The organism is Sporosarcina sp. FSL K6-5500 (assembly GCF_038005665.1).
GTDB classification, from domain to species: Bacteria; Bacillota; Bacilli; order Bacillales_A; family Planococcaceae; genus Sporosarcina; species Sporosarcina psychrophila.
On record NZ_JBBOTP010000001.1, the window covers coordinates 3311892 to 3328378 of the forward strand.

Genomic DNA, 16487 nt, shown 5'->3' on the forward strand with positions numbered 1-16487 from the left:
TTTTATCGTAAATAATGGTGGCGATAAGAAAAGTAATAAGCAATCATACCGGCAATCGGGATGGAAGAAGCAATCAATAAAGATACCATAAGCCGGAATTTCCCCTCGAAGATCAGGGCTAAAGCCATTGCCACTAGGGCGATAGGAGTGAAAAGAAGTATGGCTGAAAGCGCATCTTTTGCCGCTCTTTCAGTTATTACTGCTTCCCGCTCATCATTCGAATAAAATTCAGGAAAAATCATTTCCTTCATAATAAACCGACCGTCAGGACTGTTCTTTCTATGCTTATACTGCTGAAAACAAATGAGCCCTAATACAATCCAAAAGGAAAGCGTGAAATAAGGACTTGGACTATTGTGTGATGTATATATGTTGAATTAAAGAATCCCATTGAATCTGCTGTGCTTCTCGATAATGAGAGAGTTGTAATTCGGTGTGTGTATTGTAGAACACTTGGCGCTTCGGGGATGCCTCTCACCGTAAGCCTGGATTAGCGCTTTGCATCCAGTCTTACGGCTTCGGCGACCCCATTGCCGCGCCTGCGCTAGGGTGTTCATTATTGAGAGAAATGTAATCTTGAGATGTATATGCTGAGGTTGTAAGGTGATTATTATTTGATACTAACTATAGTAAAGAATGACGCACTCCAGGTTGCAGATTTCATCACAGCTAATGAAGTGCGCTATCTCAAATAGACCATCCAGCGAAGACGCGACTTCGTGGTAGCCGGAGCGATAAGACTGAAAGCGGCCTCCTTTCTGGCTTATCGCGGGAGGCATCCACAAAGCGTCGAAGCGGTATTAGCGGGAACTCCAATTCACTCCAAGTATTAGGGCTTTTCAGTGGTCTCCCAAAAGCCCTTGTAAAGCGCATACGCCGTATTCATTTGTTCAACATATACAGTTGAATCAAATAAAAGGTGCCCGATACATGAAGACTAAATGTAATAATTGTCAAATTCTAAGAGATAAGGTTAGGTTAAGCTTCTCATCTGAAATCCGCACACATTCATTACTTATGTTGCAGTACTTTAAATGAAATTAAATACGTCAGCAATCCAACGATAGGAATGGAGACTGTTGTAAAGAGTGGATACCAAATATAATCAACAAAATAATTTGGAATGAACATATAAGATCCAACAATAAAAAATGAGTAAACTAAAATAAAGACAAATGCATTACTGACTGCTTTATGTGTAATTTGAACAGCTCGTTCGTCTGAAACATCGTATTCTACGGCTAAGAATGCATTCAAAACAGAGTGTTTGTTTTTACGGACGAGAATAAATTGTATGGTATTTATGATGACAAATAAAATGACGATAATTATAAAAATAAACCCTGGCCATCGAGTGATAAAGACTTCAAACCCATCAATAAAGCCTCGGTCCATTTGAATATATAGCTGCTCCACCCTTAAATAATCAAAAACCATTACCGCTAGAGATAGCAGTAGCATAATCCTTAAAAACACTGTAATGTACATACTCATTTATTTTTCTCCTCTTTCGAAAAAATTCTCTCAATCGGCATTTCAAACACTTCTGCGATATTCATAGCTAATAGTAGGGAAGGGGTGTAGCTACCCTTTTCGAGCGAGACGATTGTCTGTCTTGTTACCCCAACCTTGTCGGCGAGATCACCTTGTGTCAAATTGAAACGCGCTCTTAATTCCTTCACGCGGTTTGTAAGCAAATGGATTCCTCCTTGCTGAATGTTAAGTTGATTGTATAGTATGATATTCCTTTTGTAAAGTTAACTATACAAAAAGGATGCTTTGCTTTACATGTAGTAGGCTTAAATTGTCACTTACCCTCTTACTTATAGGCACGTCAAAGTGTTATACTAAGAACAGTCAATTGATATTGGAGGAACTATAGTTATGCAGTGGAGAAATTTATATCGTGGATTCTTTATGGGGATTAGCGATCTTATTCCTGGTGTGAGCGGAGGAAGAATTGCGTTCATTTTGGGTATTTATGATGAATTACTAGCATCGATTAGCGGGTTTTTCAGCCGTAATTGGAAAAAACACATCGGATTTTTATTGCCGTTAGGTATTGGAATCGGAATCACAATTCTATTGTTCAGTAAGGTAATCGAATACTTACTTAAAAATCAGCCTGCGCCAACTCAGTATTTCTTTATGGGGCTTGTCGTCGGCGTACTACCTTTTATTACAAAGCAAGCAGGTGTGAAAAGAAATTTTACATGGCAACATTTCATAGTCATTCTATTAGTTGGAGGAGCACTCGCTTCACTGGCATTCATTAAACCACAAGATACAGCGGTCATTACATCTCTGACTGCCTCCAATGCGATTGGACTCTTTTTCGCTGGATGGGCGGGAAGTATCGCCATGTTATTGCCGGGTATTAGCGGTTCATTCATTTTGCTGGTTTTGGGCGTCTACTCGACGGCAATTGGTGCATTATCGAACTTTAATTTACCAATTATCGCTGTTATCGGTGCAGGAATCATTGTGGGGTTCATCGTCAGCAACAAAGCAATCAGTTATTTGCTGAAGCATTTTAAGTACATCATGTTTGCTGTGATTATCGGACTTATTGTAGGTTCGTTATTCGTCATCTATCCCGGGATTCCTGAAAGTGGAACACCGTTTGTCATGAGTGTCATTGCGTTCTTTACAGGTCTCGTCGTCGCGAATATGTTCAGTTCACAGAGCAAAACATCAATCGTCAATAAGTAGTGAAAAGTGCCGCATTTGAAACGGATTGAACCGTTTCTGGATGTGGCACTTTTCATATTGACCGTCATTATAACTTCCCTCCTCGCATACTATGGATAAAACATGCCCTGACTGGAGGGAAATTGATGGATATATTAAACAAAGTAAGAAATTTCCGAGAAGAAGAAAACAGACTTAAGTGGGAAGGCACGTTTGCTGAGTACCTAGCCATAGTGAAGGACAGAAAAGAAGTCGCACAAACAGCACATTCACGTGTTTATAATATGATTAAAAGCTCTGGATTAGTGGAGAAAGATGGTAACAGGCTCTATCAATTTTTTGGAGAAGAGATTTTTGGACTTGAAGAGTCAATTGAAAGGCTTGTGGAAGAATACTTTCATCCCGCAGCTAAAAGACTAGAGGTTCGTAAACGGATTTTGTTGTTGATGGGACCAGTGAGTGGTGGTAAATCTACAATCGTGACTTTATTGAAACGCGGACTTGAGAACTATTCCAAAACAGACGAGGGTGCGGTTTACGCCATCAAAGGCTGTCCAATGCATGAAGATCCGCTACATTTAATCCCGCAACATTTACGCAAAGATTTTTTAGAGGGGTATGGTATTCGTATTGAAGGAAGCCTGTCGCCGTTAAATTCTATGCGACTTGAACAAGAATACGATGGTGAAATTGAAAATGTACTGGTAGAACGAATCTTTTTCTCGGAAGACAAACGTGTCGGTATTGGAACATTTACACCTTCCGATCCAAAATCACAGGATATTGCGGATTTAACGGGAAGTATCGACTTTTCTACAATTGCCGAATTTGGTTCCGAATCGGATCCGCGTGCTTATCGCTTTGACGGTGAATTGAATAAAGCAAACAGAGGCATGATGGAATTTCAGGAAATGCTGAAGCTGGATGAGAAGTTTCTATGGCATTTATTATCGCTGACCCAGGAAGGTAACTTTAAGGCGGGCAGGTTCGCGTTGATTAGCGCAGATGAACTAATTGTTGCGCATACCAATGAAACAGAGTACCGATCTTTTATTGCCAATAAAAAAAATGAGGCTCTTCACTCAAGAATTATTGTAATGCCGATTCCTTATAATCTAAAAGTTAGCCAAGAAGAGTGTATTTACGAAAAAATGATTAAAGAAAGTGATATGACGCATGTTCATATTGCTCCACATGCATTTAAGGTAGCTGCGATATTTTCAGTGTTGACACGTCTGGAAGATTCTAAGAAACAAGGAATCGATGTTGTAAAGAAAATGCGTCTTTACGACGGGGAAAGTGTTGAAGGATTTAATCAAATGGATGTAGAGGAATTGAAGAAGGAGTTTCCGAATGAAGGAATGAACGGCATTGATCCACGTTATGTCATCAACCGAATTTCATCGGCTATCATTCGAAAAGAAGTTTCTTCAATTAATGCACTAGATGTCTTACGTTCTTTGAAAGATGGGCTAGACCAGCATGCTTCCATTTCGCAAGCAGACCGTGAAAAGTATATGAACTATATTGCAATCGCAAGAAAAGAATTTGATGAAATTGCAAAGAAAGAAGTCCAAAAAGCATTCGTTTATTCATATGAAGAGTCCGCGGTATCGATGATGGATAACTACCTCGATAATGTTGAAGCCTATTGCAATAAAAACAAATTGCGAGATTTTTTAACAGGAGAAGAAATGAATCCGGACGAAAAATTGATGCGTTCCATTGAAGAACAAATTGGTATTTCGGAAAATGCTAAAAAAGCTTTTCGAGAGGAAATTCTCATTCGACTTTCCGCTTATGCAAGGAAAGGAAAGCGTTTTGACTATAATTCCCATGAGCGTTTGCGAGAAGCCATTCAAAAGAAACTGTTTTCAGATTTAAAAGATGTTGTCAAAATTACGACTTCATCCAAAACTCCAGACGAATCGCATCTTAAAAAGGTGAATGAAGTCATCGCACGACTTATCGATGAGTATGGTTATAATTCAATTTCGGCAAATGAATTGTTGCGCTATGTTGGAAGTCTACTAAATCGATAAATGCTGGAAGATAAAGGAGCAAGACTGATGAAGCATTGGTCTTGTTTTTTTCTAAAAATCACAAGCATACATTGGCTAAAAGATGGGTGTGGATGAAGATGAGTGAAAAAGACAATGAACATTTTGCTATCTCACAAGAAAACTGGTCTCTTCACCGAAAGGGCCATCAAGATCAGCAACGTCACTTAGATAAAGTGAAAGAAGCTATTCAAAATAACTTGCCTGATTTAATCAGTGAGGAAAGTATTATTTTGTCAAAAGGTAAGGACGTTATTAAAATCCCCATACGTTCGCTAGATGAATATAAAATTCGTTACAATCATGACAAATCAAAGCATGTAGGGCAAGGAAATGGAGATAGCCAAGTAGGTGATGTGGTTGCGAAAGATGGATCGCAGGGGAAAAGTGGGCCAGGGACAGGGAAACAAGCCGGGGATCAAGCGGGGGAAGACTATTATGAAGCAGAAGTCTCGATTGCTGAATTAGAGGATGCCTTGTTTAAAGAAATGGAATTACCGGATTTGGAACAAAAAGAGCAGGCCGAAAACACGGCTGAAAAAATTGAGTTTAATGATATCCGAAAAAAAGGACTTATCGGAAATATTGATAAAAAACGCACGATTTTAACTGCTATTAAAAGGAATGCCATCAAAGGGAAAGCTGAAATCGCACCCTTTCACAATGATGATTTGCGTTTTAAAACATGGGATGATGTGAAAAAACCTGAATCTAAAGCAGTAGTTCTTGCCATGATGGATACGAGTGCATCAATGGGTAATTTCGAAAAAATGATGGCGAGAAGTTTTTTCTTTTGGATGGCTAATTTTTTGCGCACGAAATATGAAACAGTTGAATTTGAATTTATTGCGCATCATACAGAAGCAAAAGTGGTAACTGAAGAGGACTTTTTCTCGAAAGGGGAAAGTGGGGGTACTATTTGTTCATCCGCGTATATAAAAGCACTTGAATTGATTGAAAATAAATACAATCCTGTACGCTATAATATCTATCCATTTCACTTTTCCGATGGAGAAAACATGTCATCTGATAATGAAAAATGTATAAAGCTTGTTCAAGAAATTATGGCTGTTTCCAATATGTTTGGTTACGGTGAGGTAAATGCCTATAATCGTTTTTCAACAATGATGTCCTCATTTAAAAAAATCGATGACCCGAAATTCCGTCATTATATATTGAAAGAAAAACGAGATGTTTACTTTGCGCTTAAAAGCTTCTTCCATAAAAACTTGGAGGGATTCGATTGACGGAAATAAAAGCGCTTCACCGTGCGATTGATGAAATCACAGAGATCGCAACTGGATTTGGTCTCGACTATTATCCCATGCGGTATGAAATTTGCCCTGCCGATATAATTTACACATTTGGAGCTTATGGGATGCCAACCCGTTTTACTCATTGGAGTTTTGGAAAGCAATTTCATAAAATGAAGTTGCAATATGATCTTGGTTTGAGTCAAATCTATGAGTTAGTCATTAATTCAAATCCTTGTTATGCGTTTTTGCTGGATACGAACAGCCTTATTCAAAACAAACTTATTGTTGCCCATGTTCTTGCCCATTGTGATTTTTTCAAAAATAATGTTCGATTCTCTAACACAAGAAAAGACATGGTAGAGAGTATGACTGCAACGGCTGAGCGCATTGCGAATTATGAAATGATCCATGGTAAAGATGAGGTAGAACGTTTTTTAGATGCTGTATTAGCCATTCAGGAACATATTGATCCTTCTATACTAAGGCCTCAACGGCCAGCTGATGATTTGGATGAGGAAAGTGTTGAAGAAGAAATTATACGGAAAACGCCTTATGATGATTTATGGAATTTGGATAGAAAAGCGGCAGAGAAGAAAGTAACAACACCAAAGGGAAAGAAAGTACCTCAAAATCAGGAAAAAGATCTTTTGCTATTCATTTTGGAGTATAGTCGTGAACTGGAAGAATGGCAACGTGATATATTAACGATGATGCGAGAGGAAATGCTCTACTTTTGGCCACAGCTTGAAACGAAAATTATGAATGAGGGCTGGGCATCTTTTTGGCATCAACGTATTTTGAGGGAAATGGATTTAACCTCAGATGAAACAATCGAATTTGCTACATTGAATGCGAATGTTATCCAGCCTTCGAAAACCTCGATTAATCCCTATTATCTAGGATTGAAAATTTACGAGGATATTGAAAAGAGATACAATAATCCGACGGAGAAATTGAGAAGGTTAGGGGTCCAGCCTAACACGGGTATAGAAAAAATCTTTGAAGTGAGAGAAATTGAATCGGATATATCCTTTATCCGCAACTATGTCACCAAAGAGTTAGTTCAACAGGAAGATTTATATCTCTTTGAAAAAAAGGGCGGCAACTATCAAATTACTACTAAAGATTATGAAAATGTAAGAAATCAACTAGTATCCATGCGTGTAAACGGTGGTTTTCCATATATCGTAGTTGAAAATGGGGATTACTTGCGCAACGGAGAACTGTATTTGGTGCATAAATACGAGGGGACCGAGCTGGATCTTAAGTATTTAGAAAGTGTGCTTCCTTATATTTATCAATTATGGGGACGGATTGTACATCTAGAAACGTATGTAGAGAATTTGCAAGTCGTCTATTCATATGATCGGAACAAGGTATATCGACGGTATGTTTAAGTGATAAACAGTAGTTAGAAGTAGTATTATCCCGCAATCGGATTTTCGATTGTGGGGTTTTTTCTCGTCTAAATTCCAACGGGGTAAAGGTTCACGGACTGGGAAATACATTAGTTAATGGTGCTTATATGGAAATCGAAGTGGCAAAAGGTAAAACATCAATGAAAACGAAATTCATATAATGGCGAACGGACTTTCATTTCAATACGCCGCATAATCTGTTATTCTTAAAGCAAAGCTCTAAACGGAAGGATGATTGAAATGGCTGGACCAGCACTTAAGAAACTACACTCCCACCGCGCAATTCATGAAGGCGGACTTTCAGGGGCAGTTAGTAAGACAGAGGGTATGATGGAATTTCTTCAACAGGGTGATCTTGCGTTGGCGAACCAGGCGGCTGATGATTTAATTGAATACTGGAAGACACGTGTTATCAGTCACGCGGATGCCGAAGAACAAGGGTTTTACGGAGAAGTTGCCGAACGGAATCCTGATCTGAAGGAAACTGTTGTTCAATTGACACGAGACCATGATTTGCTACGGATTATCGTGAAGGATATTGAACAACTGCGTGAGGATGAAAATCTGAGTCCTGCTGTACTTCATAGGTTTCATGCATTAATCGTCGTCAATGAAATACATAGCCGCGATGAAGAACGCATGCTTTTTGAAAACTAATACTACTTTAAGCGCCATTAACCGGTGCTTTTTTCTTTGATATATAGTTAGGAGATGGTCCAAATCGAAAAAGCTTTATCGATATTGACAACATATTTTGGGTATCCTTCTTTTAGGACAGGTCAGGAGCAAGTTATCCGGGGCGTTATGAGTTATCAGGATACACTTTGCGTTATGCCAACGGGGGGCGGGAAGTCTGTCTGTTACCAAGTGCCCGCACTCGTGATGGATGGCACCGTTCTTGTTATTTCACCACTTATTTCACTGATGAAAGACCAAGTCGATGCACTCCACCAAGTAGGGATTCCCGCAGCGTACATCAATAGTTCACTTTCATCAGAGGAATACTTTGAAACAATGGAGAGAGCCGTGTTGGGCGAGTATCAGCTTCTTTACGTCGCCCCTGAACGTCTTGACTCACCGTCTTTCAAAAATCAGTTGCGGCGGATGACAATTCCGATGGTCGCTATTGACGAAGCACATTGTATTTCGCAATGGGGTCACGATTTTCGTCCAAGTTACCGCAATATAAGCAGTATTGTTTCTCTATTTGATAAAAAGCCGGTTCTCCTTGCACTAACAGCTACTGCCACACCAGCTGTCCGGGAAGATATTTGCCGTCAGCTTGGAATTAGTGAAAATAATACGGTTATGACAGGATTTGAGCGGGCAAACCTCACTTTTTCGGTCGTCAAAGGGCAAGACCGTGAAAAATTTGTAAAAGAATACGTCCGTAAAAATGAAGGAGAAGCGGGCATTATTTACGCTGCTACACGAAAAGCGGTTGATCATGTGCACGACATTCTTCAAAAAAGTGGAGTGTCTGTTGCGAAATATCATGCTGGACTTGGAGATATTGAACGTCAGTCTGGACAAGACCGTTTTTTGAATGATGAGGCGTCAGTCATGGTTGCGACAAATGCATTCGGCATGGGAATTGATAAATCCAATATCCGCTATGTTATTCATTACCAGATGCCGAAAAATATGGAGAGCTATTATCAGGAGGCAGGGCGTGCAGGACGTGATGGGCTTGACAGTGCTTGTACTGTGCTATTTTCATCACAGGATGTACAAACCCAGCGTTTCTTGATTGATCAATCACAAGACCCAAGCAGAATTCCGGCAGAGCTTGAAAAATTGCAGTCAATGATTGACTATTGCCATACAGAAACATGCCTTCAGAAATTCATTATTTTGTATTTCGGAGAGACAGATGTGAAGGACTGCGGTCGCTGTGCAAATTGTACCGACACACGTGAAAGTACGGATGTGACTGAAGACGTTCAAAAAGTATTGTCATGTGTCATTCGAATGGGACAACGGTTTGGCAAGGCGATGATTGCACAAGTATTAACAGGATCTCGGAACAAGAAGGTGATTGAATTCGGTTTCGATAAATTAACGACATACGGTTTAATGAAAGGGCGTAGCGCAAAAGATATATCTGATTTCATCGAGTTCATCATTTCAGAAAGTTATCTTGGCGTGGAGAATGGGCAGTTTCCAACCATTTACGTCAGTGAACAAGGGAAAGATGTGCTGACAGGCAAAGTGACTGTCAATCGAAAAGTGACTGTTATTACAATGCAAGTTGCGAATGATGATCCACTATTCGACCAGCTTCGTGCACTACGTATGAAACTGGCTCAAGAAGCGGGTGTACCGCCGTTCGTCGTCTTTTCAGATAAAACGTTGCGTGATATGGCGGCCAGAATGCCTGTGACTAACGATGATTTCCTCGAAGTAAATGGTGTTGGTCTTGCGAAATTGGAAAGATACGGGGAAGCATTCATGGAAGAAATCAAGACTTTTCAAATGCAAAACGCATAAAAAATACCCGGACAATGAACAGTCCGGGTATTTTTTTGTTTATCAAATTATCTATTATCAACTTTTTCCGGATACATATCGTGATTCATCATCCGGTGTTCCGCCATTTGTTCATATTTTGTTTCGGGTTTGCCATAGTTGCAATAAGGATCGATTGACAAGCCGCCACGCGGCGTAAATTTCCCCCATACTTCGATATAACGCGGTTCAATTAGTTTGATTATGTCATTCATAATAATATTGACGCAGTCTTCATGAAAGTCGCCATGATTTCGGAAACTGAATAGATATAATTTGAGTGCTTTACTCTCCACAAGTTTTTTATCCGGCACAAAACTGATATACATCGTCGCGAAATCGGGTTGCCCTGTCATCGGACAAAGTGATGTAAACTCCGGACAGTTGAATTTAACAAAGTAATCGCGATCCACATGCATATTGTCGACAGCCTCTAAAACATCGGGGTTGTACTCGTACACGTATTTCGTGTTTTGATTGCCGAGCAAAGTTAAGTCGGTCAATGTTGCTTCATCTCTTCCAGCCAATTAAAAAAACCTCCCGTATATTTTGTCAGGGAGGTCCATAGGCGCCGGGAAAACGGCCATATCGAATGCACATGGCGTAAATTCCGTCATCCATAGTTTTTTATAGAGGGTCGCTATGAACCTCTCCCGAACAGGGTATTCATTTCGTATCTGACATTATAGGACGTGCGATGATTTGTCAATAGATCCTTTTTTCTTCAAGCCAATCAAGGCATATAAAGCGACAGCGAGGAGGATGAATCCTGTCAGCATGAAAGCGCCTCGGTACTCCAAGTCCAAGAATCCAATCAAGCTTGAACCTGCAACGACACCAATCGAGAAGAACGCGTAAAAGTAACCATATGCTTTCCCGCGAAATTCAGGAGATGAAGAATCGATTAGCAGCGAGTTGATGGATGGGAAGAGGAAAGCGAATCCAGCCCCATAAATACACATTGCAATATATAAGTAATTCAATTCCTCAACTTGACTCAGGAACAGCATACTTAATCCCATAAGTGTTATTCCGAATGCAAGTGTCACAACTGGCCGTACACGGTCAAAAACTCGATTGATGGGCAATAAGAAGATGAGAATAGCGACGACGCCAAATGTGCTTAGTAACAACCCCGTTGTTTTGGTATCAAATCCAAGTGATTCAACTTTTAGCGGCAACACAAGGGCAAGTACACCTTGTGAGAACATTAAGAAGAATGCTCCCGCGAATGCTCTGACCATCCCCGGATGTTGGAAAAGATATCTGACACGGAAACTGTCAGCTCCTTTTGAAGGCTGTTTTCGTACATATGTAAACGATCGGAGAACAAAGAATGCAAGTATTGCCAGTAGCATCATGATGCCGCCGTTGACCGCCATAATAAAAGGTGTACTTGTTTTAGCTGCCACAATACCACCATAAGCTGGACCGATAATCGCTGCCAATCCAACGAATGCACCTGAAATTGCAACACTTTTACCTCGTTTAGATTCTTCTGCACGATTTGCCAGGAAAGTGAACGCAGCTGGTACAATTAGCCCTTCCATAAAACCATGGACAAAGCGGACACCGAGCAATGACATTGGTCCATCAACAAACGCGTAGAGGAAGAGAGAGAGTGCCGAAGCAAATAGTCCAAGTACGAGTATGAAAAAAGGTCCTCTTTTGTCAGTCATGAAACCGGAAATGACATTCCCGATAGTATTTGAAAATGAATACATACCAACTGCAAGTCCAACTAAAAATGGTGTAGCACCAAGAGATAATGCAAATGGGCTCATGACAGGCAGTTGCGAAAATAAATCAAAAAACGAGAAGAAAACGATGAGGTAAACAAAACCACGCATAATGAAGCCTCTTTTCAATTAATAGATAACATCCTACCCTATACTTTAGCATTATTTGGACCTAAGGGGAAAAGGAGAGATTGTGAACAAAACATATTCTTTAGCAATTAATGAAAGATAACGATAAGATTAATGAAATATATGAATGGGTAAAGGGGGAAACGGTGAGTGGGCTTTTTTACAAACTTATTTAAAAAACAAGATGATAGCGAAATTGTAAATGAAATTGAAAAGCGATATATTTTCGTTCAACTAGACTTGGAACATTATTCCGAACCGTTTTTTGCGAGGGATTTAGTAAACATGCCCTCTCCCGATTTGAAACAACTTGAATATAGGGGCGTTCACAAATCATTTGCTGCAGGAGTGTCATTAATCCCGCATCTTAAAGCAGATACTTCTATCGAATTGTTCATTCTAACGGATTATTTCGATGTGGAGGAAATCATCAAAGCGGGTATTGCTGTGAAACATGTGCAATCTTCTGTTGATAGGATAATGATGGAAGCAATTATTTGGAAGCGTAACGGTCAGGTGGAAACAATTCCATTTTTGCTGAATCTCCGTCTTGAAGACGAGAGCTCCCGATTGGCTGCAGCATTAATCAGTGTTCAAAAAGAGATACCATTCTATTTTGGGCAGATTGTGAATGAAGTGTTCACAATAGAAAAGTAACTGCTTGTGAACATGCCCGAAGTGGTCCAAGAAGATATGCAAAACACTTTCGCAGAGCTGTATAGTGATGAACCCAGGAAATTCGGACCTTTTGTCGGGCTAGAAAGCGTATCAGATCGAGAAATGACGACTGGAGGATGGGTCATGCATTTTGATAATGAGAAGCTGAAGGAAGAGGAATCAGACTTGTCTTTGATGAAAATTAAAATTCTAAGTTCAGCTTTTGATAAAATTAGTCGTCTAGGTGTCAAAGGTCGGTTTACAGGATGGATTGCAGAAAACGTGGCAGATTCAATCGGAACGGGTTCATACGGAGAGACGACGACGCTTATCTTTACATCATCGGAACCGATGCATGGTAATGAAAAATTGCATAGTGAAATTATGAAATATATGAAGTCGTTAAAAGGGTTTATTCGCGAGGAAGGCGGCTATCCCTTAAAATACGAGGGCCTTCCTGTGCTAAGACAAAATGGCGGTGGCTATGGGTTCGTTGCCATTGATGAAGTTTTTTTTACGAAAGCGGACGAGTTATATAGAAAAATGACCAATAAAGAGATAAACTTATACTATAAATTGCTGAAATTGAATGCAACAGATTGAAAGGGGAAATACGACGATGACAATTAGAGTCGGAATTGCAGGTTACGGAAATTTAGGACGCGGTGTTGAGTCTGCAATCAATCAGAATAAAGATATGGAACTGGTTGGTGTGTTTACAAGGAGAAATCCGGAAGATGTGAAATTACTGAATGGCAATGTATCCGTACATATGATGGATGACATCCATAAATTTACTGATGCAATCGATGTACTCATCCTTTGCGGCGGATCGAAAAATGATTTACCAGAGCAAGGCCCGGCACTATCAGCTTTATTCAACACGGTGGATAGCTTTGATACACATGCGAAAATTCCGGGTTACTTTGAAGCGGTAGATGCATCGGCTAAACCTAACGGTAAGATTGCCATCATTTCAGTCGGCTGGGATCCAGGTTTGTTCTCCATTAATCGTCTTTATGGCGAAGCGGTCTTATCAGAAGGTGCGACTTACACGTTCTGGGGCAAAGGATTGAGTCAGGGACATTCCGATGCGCTTAGAAGAATTGAAGGCGTAAAAGGTGCTGTCCAATATACAATTCCTGTTCCGGACGCTGTTGACAAAGTGCGTAGCGGTTCATTACCAGAATTGACTACGCGTGAGAAGCATACCCGCGAATGTTATGTAGTCTTAGCAGATGGCATTGACGGCAACAAAGTGAAAGAAACGATTGTCACGATGCCTGACTACTTTACAGATTACGATACGACAGTGACTTTTATTACTGAAGAAGAATTGAAACAGGATCACTCTGCGATGCCACACGGCGGTTTCGTGATTCGCAGCGGTAAGACAGGAGAAGACAGCGCACAAGTGATGGAGTATTCCTTGAAACTCGACAGCAACCCTGAATTCACATCAAGCGTGCTTGTTGCGTACGCACGCGCAGCTTATAGGTTGCATCAAAACGGTGAGACGGGTGCGAAAACAGTCTTCGACATTGCGCCTGGATTGCTTTCTCCAAAAAGTGCTGCAGATTTACGGAAAGAATTGCTGTAATTGTAGTTGGAAATATTTATTGAAATAAAGGACTCCATTGAATTCGCTACGGCTATGCCTTTTAAGGCGCCTTTGCTCAGTTTATATAGGTATTCATTTGTTCAACAAATATAAATAAATTAATAGAAACCGTGCCACCCCCTTGTCGATGACAGTGTTGGTACGGTTTTTTGCGTATCCTTCCATTTCTGTGATTATCATAACTCCTTAATTCCCTCTCTACATAGAGGATATGGAGTGCGTGGTGATAGGTATCGAATAAAGGTATTTTCGATAAAATGGAGAATTATTTGTTATGTATATATTCGGCACTACTTATTTAGAATTAACTAGATGGCATACCTCACCAGTATAGAGAATAAATCTAGCGAAGGAGCGACAAGTTATTGCGTTAGGCCATTACCAAGCGACAAAGCGATGTTGGAAGAACATTCTATTTGTTAAGTGCCGACTGTATAGGTAAGAAAAGGGGGACTAAAAATTGGTTGCGATTAAAGATTCTTGGTTCACGGTTCAAGCAATAGATGATACTACTTTTGTAATTAGTGAGTATGGACACTGGGAACAGGTGCATTCCTACTTATTAATTGGTGAAAATCAAGCGGTACTTATTGACACAGGACTTGGAATCGATAGCATAAAAAGAATTACAGATCAACTGACGAATCTTCCGATTATTGTGCTAACAACGCATGTTCATTGGGATCATATTGGAAGCCATGGTGAATTTGAGCATCTGTATGTGCATAAAGATGAAGAAGATTGGCTAATCAATGGTATTCAAAAGCTATCTATTGAGCAAATAAGAAAAGATGTAAGCCGTGATATTACAATTCCTAAGCCAGCAACTTTCAATCCAGAGACATATAAACCTTTTCAAGGAATCCCAACAGGTTTGTTGTATGATGGAGATGAAATTAATATTGGTAATCGACTATTGACTGTTTACCATACACCTGGTCATTCGCCAGGTCATGTATCTATTTTGGATACTAAAAACGGATACTTATTTACGGGAGATTTGCTATATGATAGGACCCCAATCTATGCATTTTTTCCTACAACTAATCCAATCGATTTGGTAGAGTCATTAGAAAAAATATCGAAAATTCCTCATGTCACTAAGATTTTCGGAGGACATAATACGATTGGTCTTCATGCGGATGTATTGAAAGAAGTGAAAAATGCGGTTAGGGTTCTTAGGGATAATGACCTTGTCAGATTTGGAACAGGTCTTCATACATTTAAAGGGTTTAGTGTTCAGTTTTAAATTTGAAATAAATAGATGCAACTAACTAAGGGGAATATTGTCCTCTGCAACTTTCTGAGGTATAGCTCATTTAGTTAAAAATATAGTTGGTGGGGGAATGAAGCATGAAGACAGTTACGGTTTATCATTACGATGCATTTAGCACAGAACCGAATATAGGAAATCCTGCAGGAGTCGTGTTAAATGGAGATAATCTAACAGATAGGGAGATGCAAGAAATCGCTGCCAAAGTAGGTTTTAATGAAACCGCTTTTCCAGTTAAATCAGCCTTGGCAGACCTTGGAATCCGTTATTTTACGCCAGGACATGAAATGGATTTATGCGGGCATGCAACGATGGCTACGATATTCGCTTTGAAATCTAGTGGACTATTAACTGAAAAAGATGACTTCACAATTGAAACAAGAGCAGGGATTTTGCCGATACGTATAGATTTGCTGCCGGATGATGAATTTCGCATAACAATGAAGCAGACTTCACCACAGTTTAAAGAATTTAAAGGGTCATCCGAAGAAGTGGCTCAATCAATCGGACTTGAAAAAGACGATATTGATAGTGATTTCCCGATTGTCTATGGGAGTACAGGGATATGGACATTGTTAGTTCCAATCAAGACGCTTAGTGCTTTTACTAGAATGAAACCAAATACTGAACTATTCCCGAGCATTTTAAAAGAAATGCCTAAAGCATCAATTCATCCATTTTGTTTAGAAACGTATGATGCAAATGCCCATATGCATGCTCGTCACTTCTCTTCACCTTATTCAGGAACAATTGAAGACGCTGTTACAGGAACGGCTTCAGGAGTCATGGGTGCTTTTTATGCAACGTACATCGACAATGATTTTGAAGAACAGTTGAATCTTGTGGTAGAGCAAGGTCATGAAATCGAAAAAGATGGCCGTGTACTGGTTAGTGTTTCTAAAAATAAAGAAGGTCATGATATACAGATAACGGGAAATGCGGTATATGTGAAAGAATTTGAAATTAATATTTAACATTTTGAATGACAAAGGAAAGTCGTTTCAAGAAAATACCTTCTAAGCGATGACCCACGTATTGGAAGCATTCAGGTACTTTTACGTACAATAGTTTATTTTTTATAGACCGCACAGTCATGAATGTATGTGGTCCGGGATATTCTGTAACTGTTACTGTT

The 16487-nt window shown here is 39.8% G+C and carries 16 protein-coding genes and 1 riboswitch; of the genes, 11 read left to right on the plus strand and 5 right to left on the minus strand.

Annotated features, from left to right (window positions below; translation table 11 throughout):
- Positions 1 to 2: 2 nt before the first annotated feature.
- From MKX62_RS15865 to MKX62_RS15875, 3 genes are all read right to left on the minus strand, one after another.
- A complete protein-coding gene (locus tag MKX62_RS15865; protein ID WP_338652882.1) occupies positions 3 to 251 on the minus strand; it encodes a hypothetical protein in 249 nt (82 codons plus the stop codon).
- A gap of 760 nt (positions 252 to 1011) precedes the next feature.
- Positions 1012 to 1494: a hypothetical protein gene (locus MKX62_RS15870; RefSeq protein WP_340741821.1), complete on the minus strand. Its 483-nt coding sequence runs from the start codon at positions 1492 to 1494 to the stop codon at positions 1012 to 1014.
- The gene (locus MKX62_RS15875; RefSeq protein WP_370569981.1) at positions 1491 to 1697 is read right to left on the minus strand and encodes a helix-turn-helix transcriptional regulator; all 207 of its coding nucleotides are present in this window, start codon (positions 1695 to 1697) and stop codon (positions 1491 to 1493) included. The genes MKX62_RS15870 and MKX62_RS15875 overlap by 4 nt, the downstream gene beginning before the upstream one ends.
- Positions 1698 to 1884: 187 nt before the next feature.
- Here MKX62_RS15875 and MKX62_RS15880 point away from each other — a divergent pair, with 187 nt between their 5' ends.
- The 6 genes from MKX62_RS15880 to recQ all read left to right on the plus strand — a co-directional run bounded on the left by MKX62_RS15880 (position 1885) and on the right by recQ (position 9915).
- Positions 1885 to 2712, plus strand: coding sequence for a DUF368 domain-containing protein (locus MKX62_RS15880; RefSeq protein WP_340741822.1), 828 nt, complete (start codon positions 1885 to 1887; stop codon positions 2710 to 2712).
- 125 nt (positions 2713 to 2837) lie between these two features.
- Positions 2838 to 4733 carry a PrkA family serine protein kinase gene (locus tag MKX62_RS15885; RefSeq protein ID WP_067207760.1) on the plus strand — a complete coding sequence of 632 codons (1896 nt, stop codon included), beginning with the start codon at positions 2838 to 2840 and terminating at the stop codon, positions 4731 to 4733.
- 98 nt (positions 4734 to 4831) lie between these two features.
- On the plus strand, positions 4832 to 5998 hold the full coding sequence (gene yhbH, locus MKX62_RS15890) for a sporulation protein YhbH (protein ID WP_340741823.1): 1167 nt from the start codon (positions 4832 to 4834) through the stop codon (positions 5996 to 5998).
- Complete coding sequence (locus MKX62_RS15895) at positions 5995 to 7404, plus strand: SpoVR family protein (RefSeq protein ID WP_067207763.1); 1410 nt, start codon at positions 5995 to 5997, stop codon at positions 7402 to 7404. The genes yhbH and MKX62_RS15895 overlap by 4 nt, the downstream gene beginning before the upstream one ends.
- A 261-nt stretch (positions 7405 to 7665) precedes the next feature.
- Entirely contained in the window at positions 7666 to 8082 is a 417-nt protein-coding gene (locus MKX62_RS15900; protein ID WP_340741824.1) for a hemerythrin domain-containing protein, read from the plus strand.
- 54 nt (positions 8083 to 8136) lie between these two features.
- Complete coding sequence (recQ, locus tag MKX62_RS15905) at positions 8137 to 9915, plus strand: DNA helicase RecQ (RefSeq protein WP_067207768.1); 1779 nt, start codon at positions 8137 to 8139, stop codon at positions 9913 to 9915.
- A gap of 47 nt (positions 9916 to 9962) precedes the next feature.
- Here recQ and queF read toward each other — a convergent pair whose 3' ends face one another.
- Entirely contained in the window at positions 9963 to 10460 is a 498-nt protein-coding gene (gene queF / locus MKX62_RS15910; RefSeq protein ID WP_340741825.1) for a preQ(1) synthase, read from the minus strand.
- An 86-nt stretch (positions 10461 to 10546) separates the two neighbouring features.
- Positions 10547 to 10590: riboswitch (PreQ1 riboswitch) on the minus strand.
- Positions 10591 to 10616: 26 nt separating this feature from the next.
- Positions 10617 to 11783: an MFS transporter gene (locus MKX62_RS15915; RefSeq protein ID WP_067207773.1), complete on the minus strand. Its 1167-nt coding sequence runs from the start codon at positions 11781 to 11783 to the stop codon at positions 10617 to 10619.
- Positions 11784 to 11951: 168 nt separating this feature from the next.
- Between MKX62_RS15915 and MKX62_RS15920 the strand changes: the two genes are divergently transcribed.
- The 5 genes from MKX62_RS15920 (at position 11952) to MKX62_RS15940 (ending at position 16326) form a co-directional block, all read left to right on the plus strand.
- The gene (locus MKX62_RS15920; RefSeq protein WP_340741826.1) at positions 11952 to 12458 is read left to right on the plus strand and encodes a hypothetical protein; all 507 of its coding nucleotides are present in this window, start codon (positions 11952 to 11954) and stop codon (positions 12456 to 12458) included.
- 36 nt (positions 12459 to 12494) lie between these two features.
- Entirely contained in the window at positions 12495 to 13061 is a 567-nt protein-coding gene (locus MKX62_RS15925) for a hypothetical protein (protein WP_340741827.1), read from the plus strand.
- A gap of 16 nt (positions 13062 to 13077) precedes the next feature.
- The gene (locus MKX62_RS15930) at positions 13078 to 14058 is read left to right on the plus strand and encodes a diaminopimelate dehydrogenase (protein WP_340741828.1); all 981 of its coding nucleotides are present in this window, start codon (positions 13078 to 13080) and stop codon (positions 14056 to 14058) included.
- Between the two features lie 481 nt (positions 14059 to 14539).
- The gene (locus MKX62_RS15935) at positions 14540 to 15328 is read left to right on the plus strand and encodes an MBL fold metallo-hydrolase (RefSeq protein ID WP_340741829.1); all 789 of its coding nucleotides are present in this window, start codon (positions 14540 to 14542) and stop codon (positions 15326 to 15328) included.
- Between the two features lie 104 nt (positions 15329 to 15432).
- The gene (locus tag MKX62_RS15940) at positions 15433 to 16326 is read left to right on the plus strand and encodes a PhzF family phenazine biosynthesis protein (protein ID WP_340741830.1); all 894 of its coding nucleotides are present in this window, start codon (positions 15433 to 15435) and stop codon (positions 16324 to 16326) included.
- The last annotated feature ends 161 nt before the right edge of the window (positions 16327 to 16487 follow it).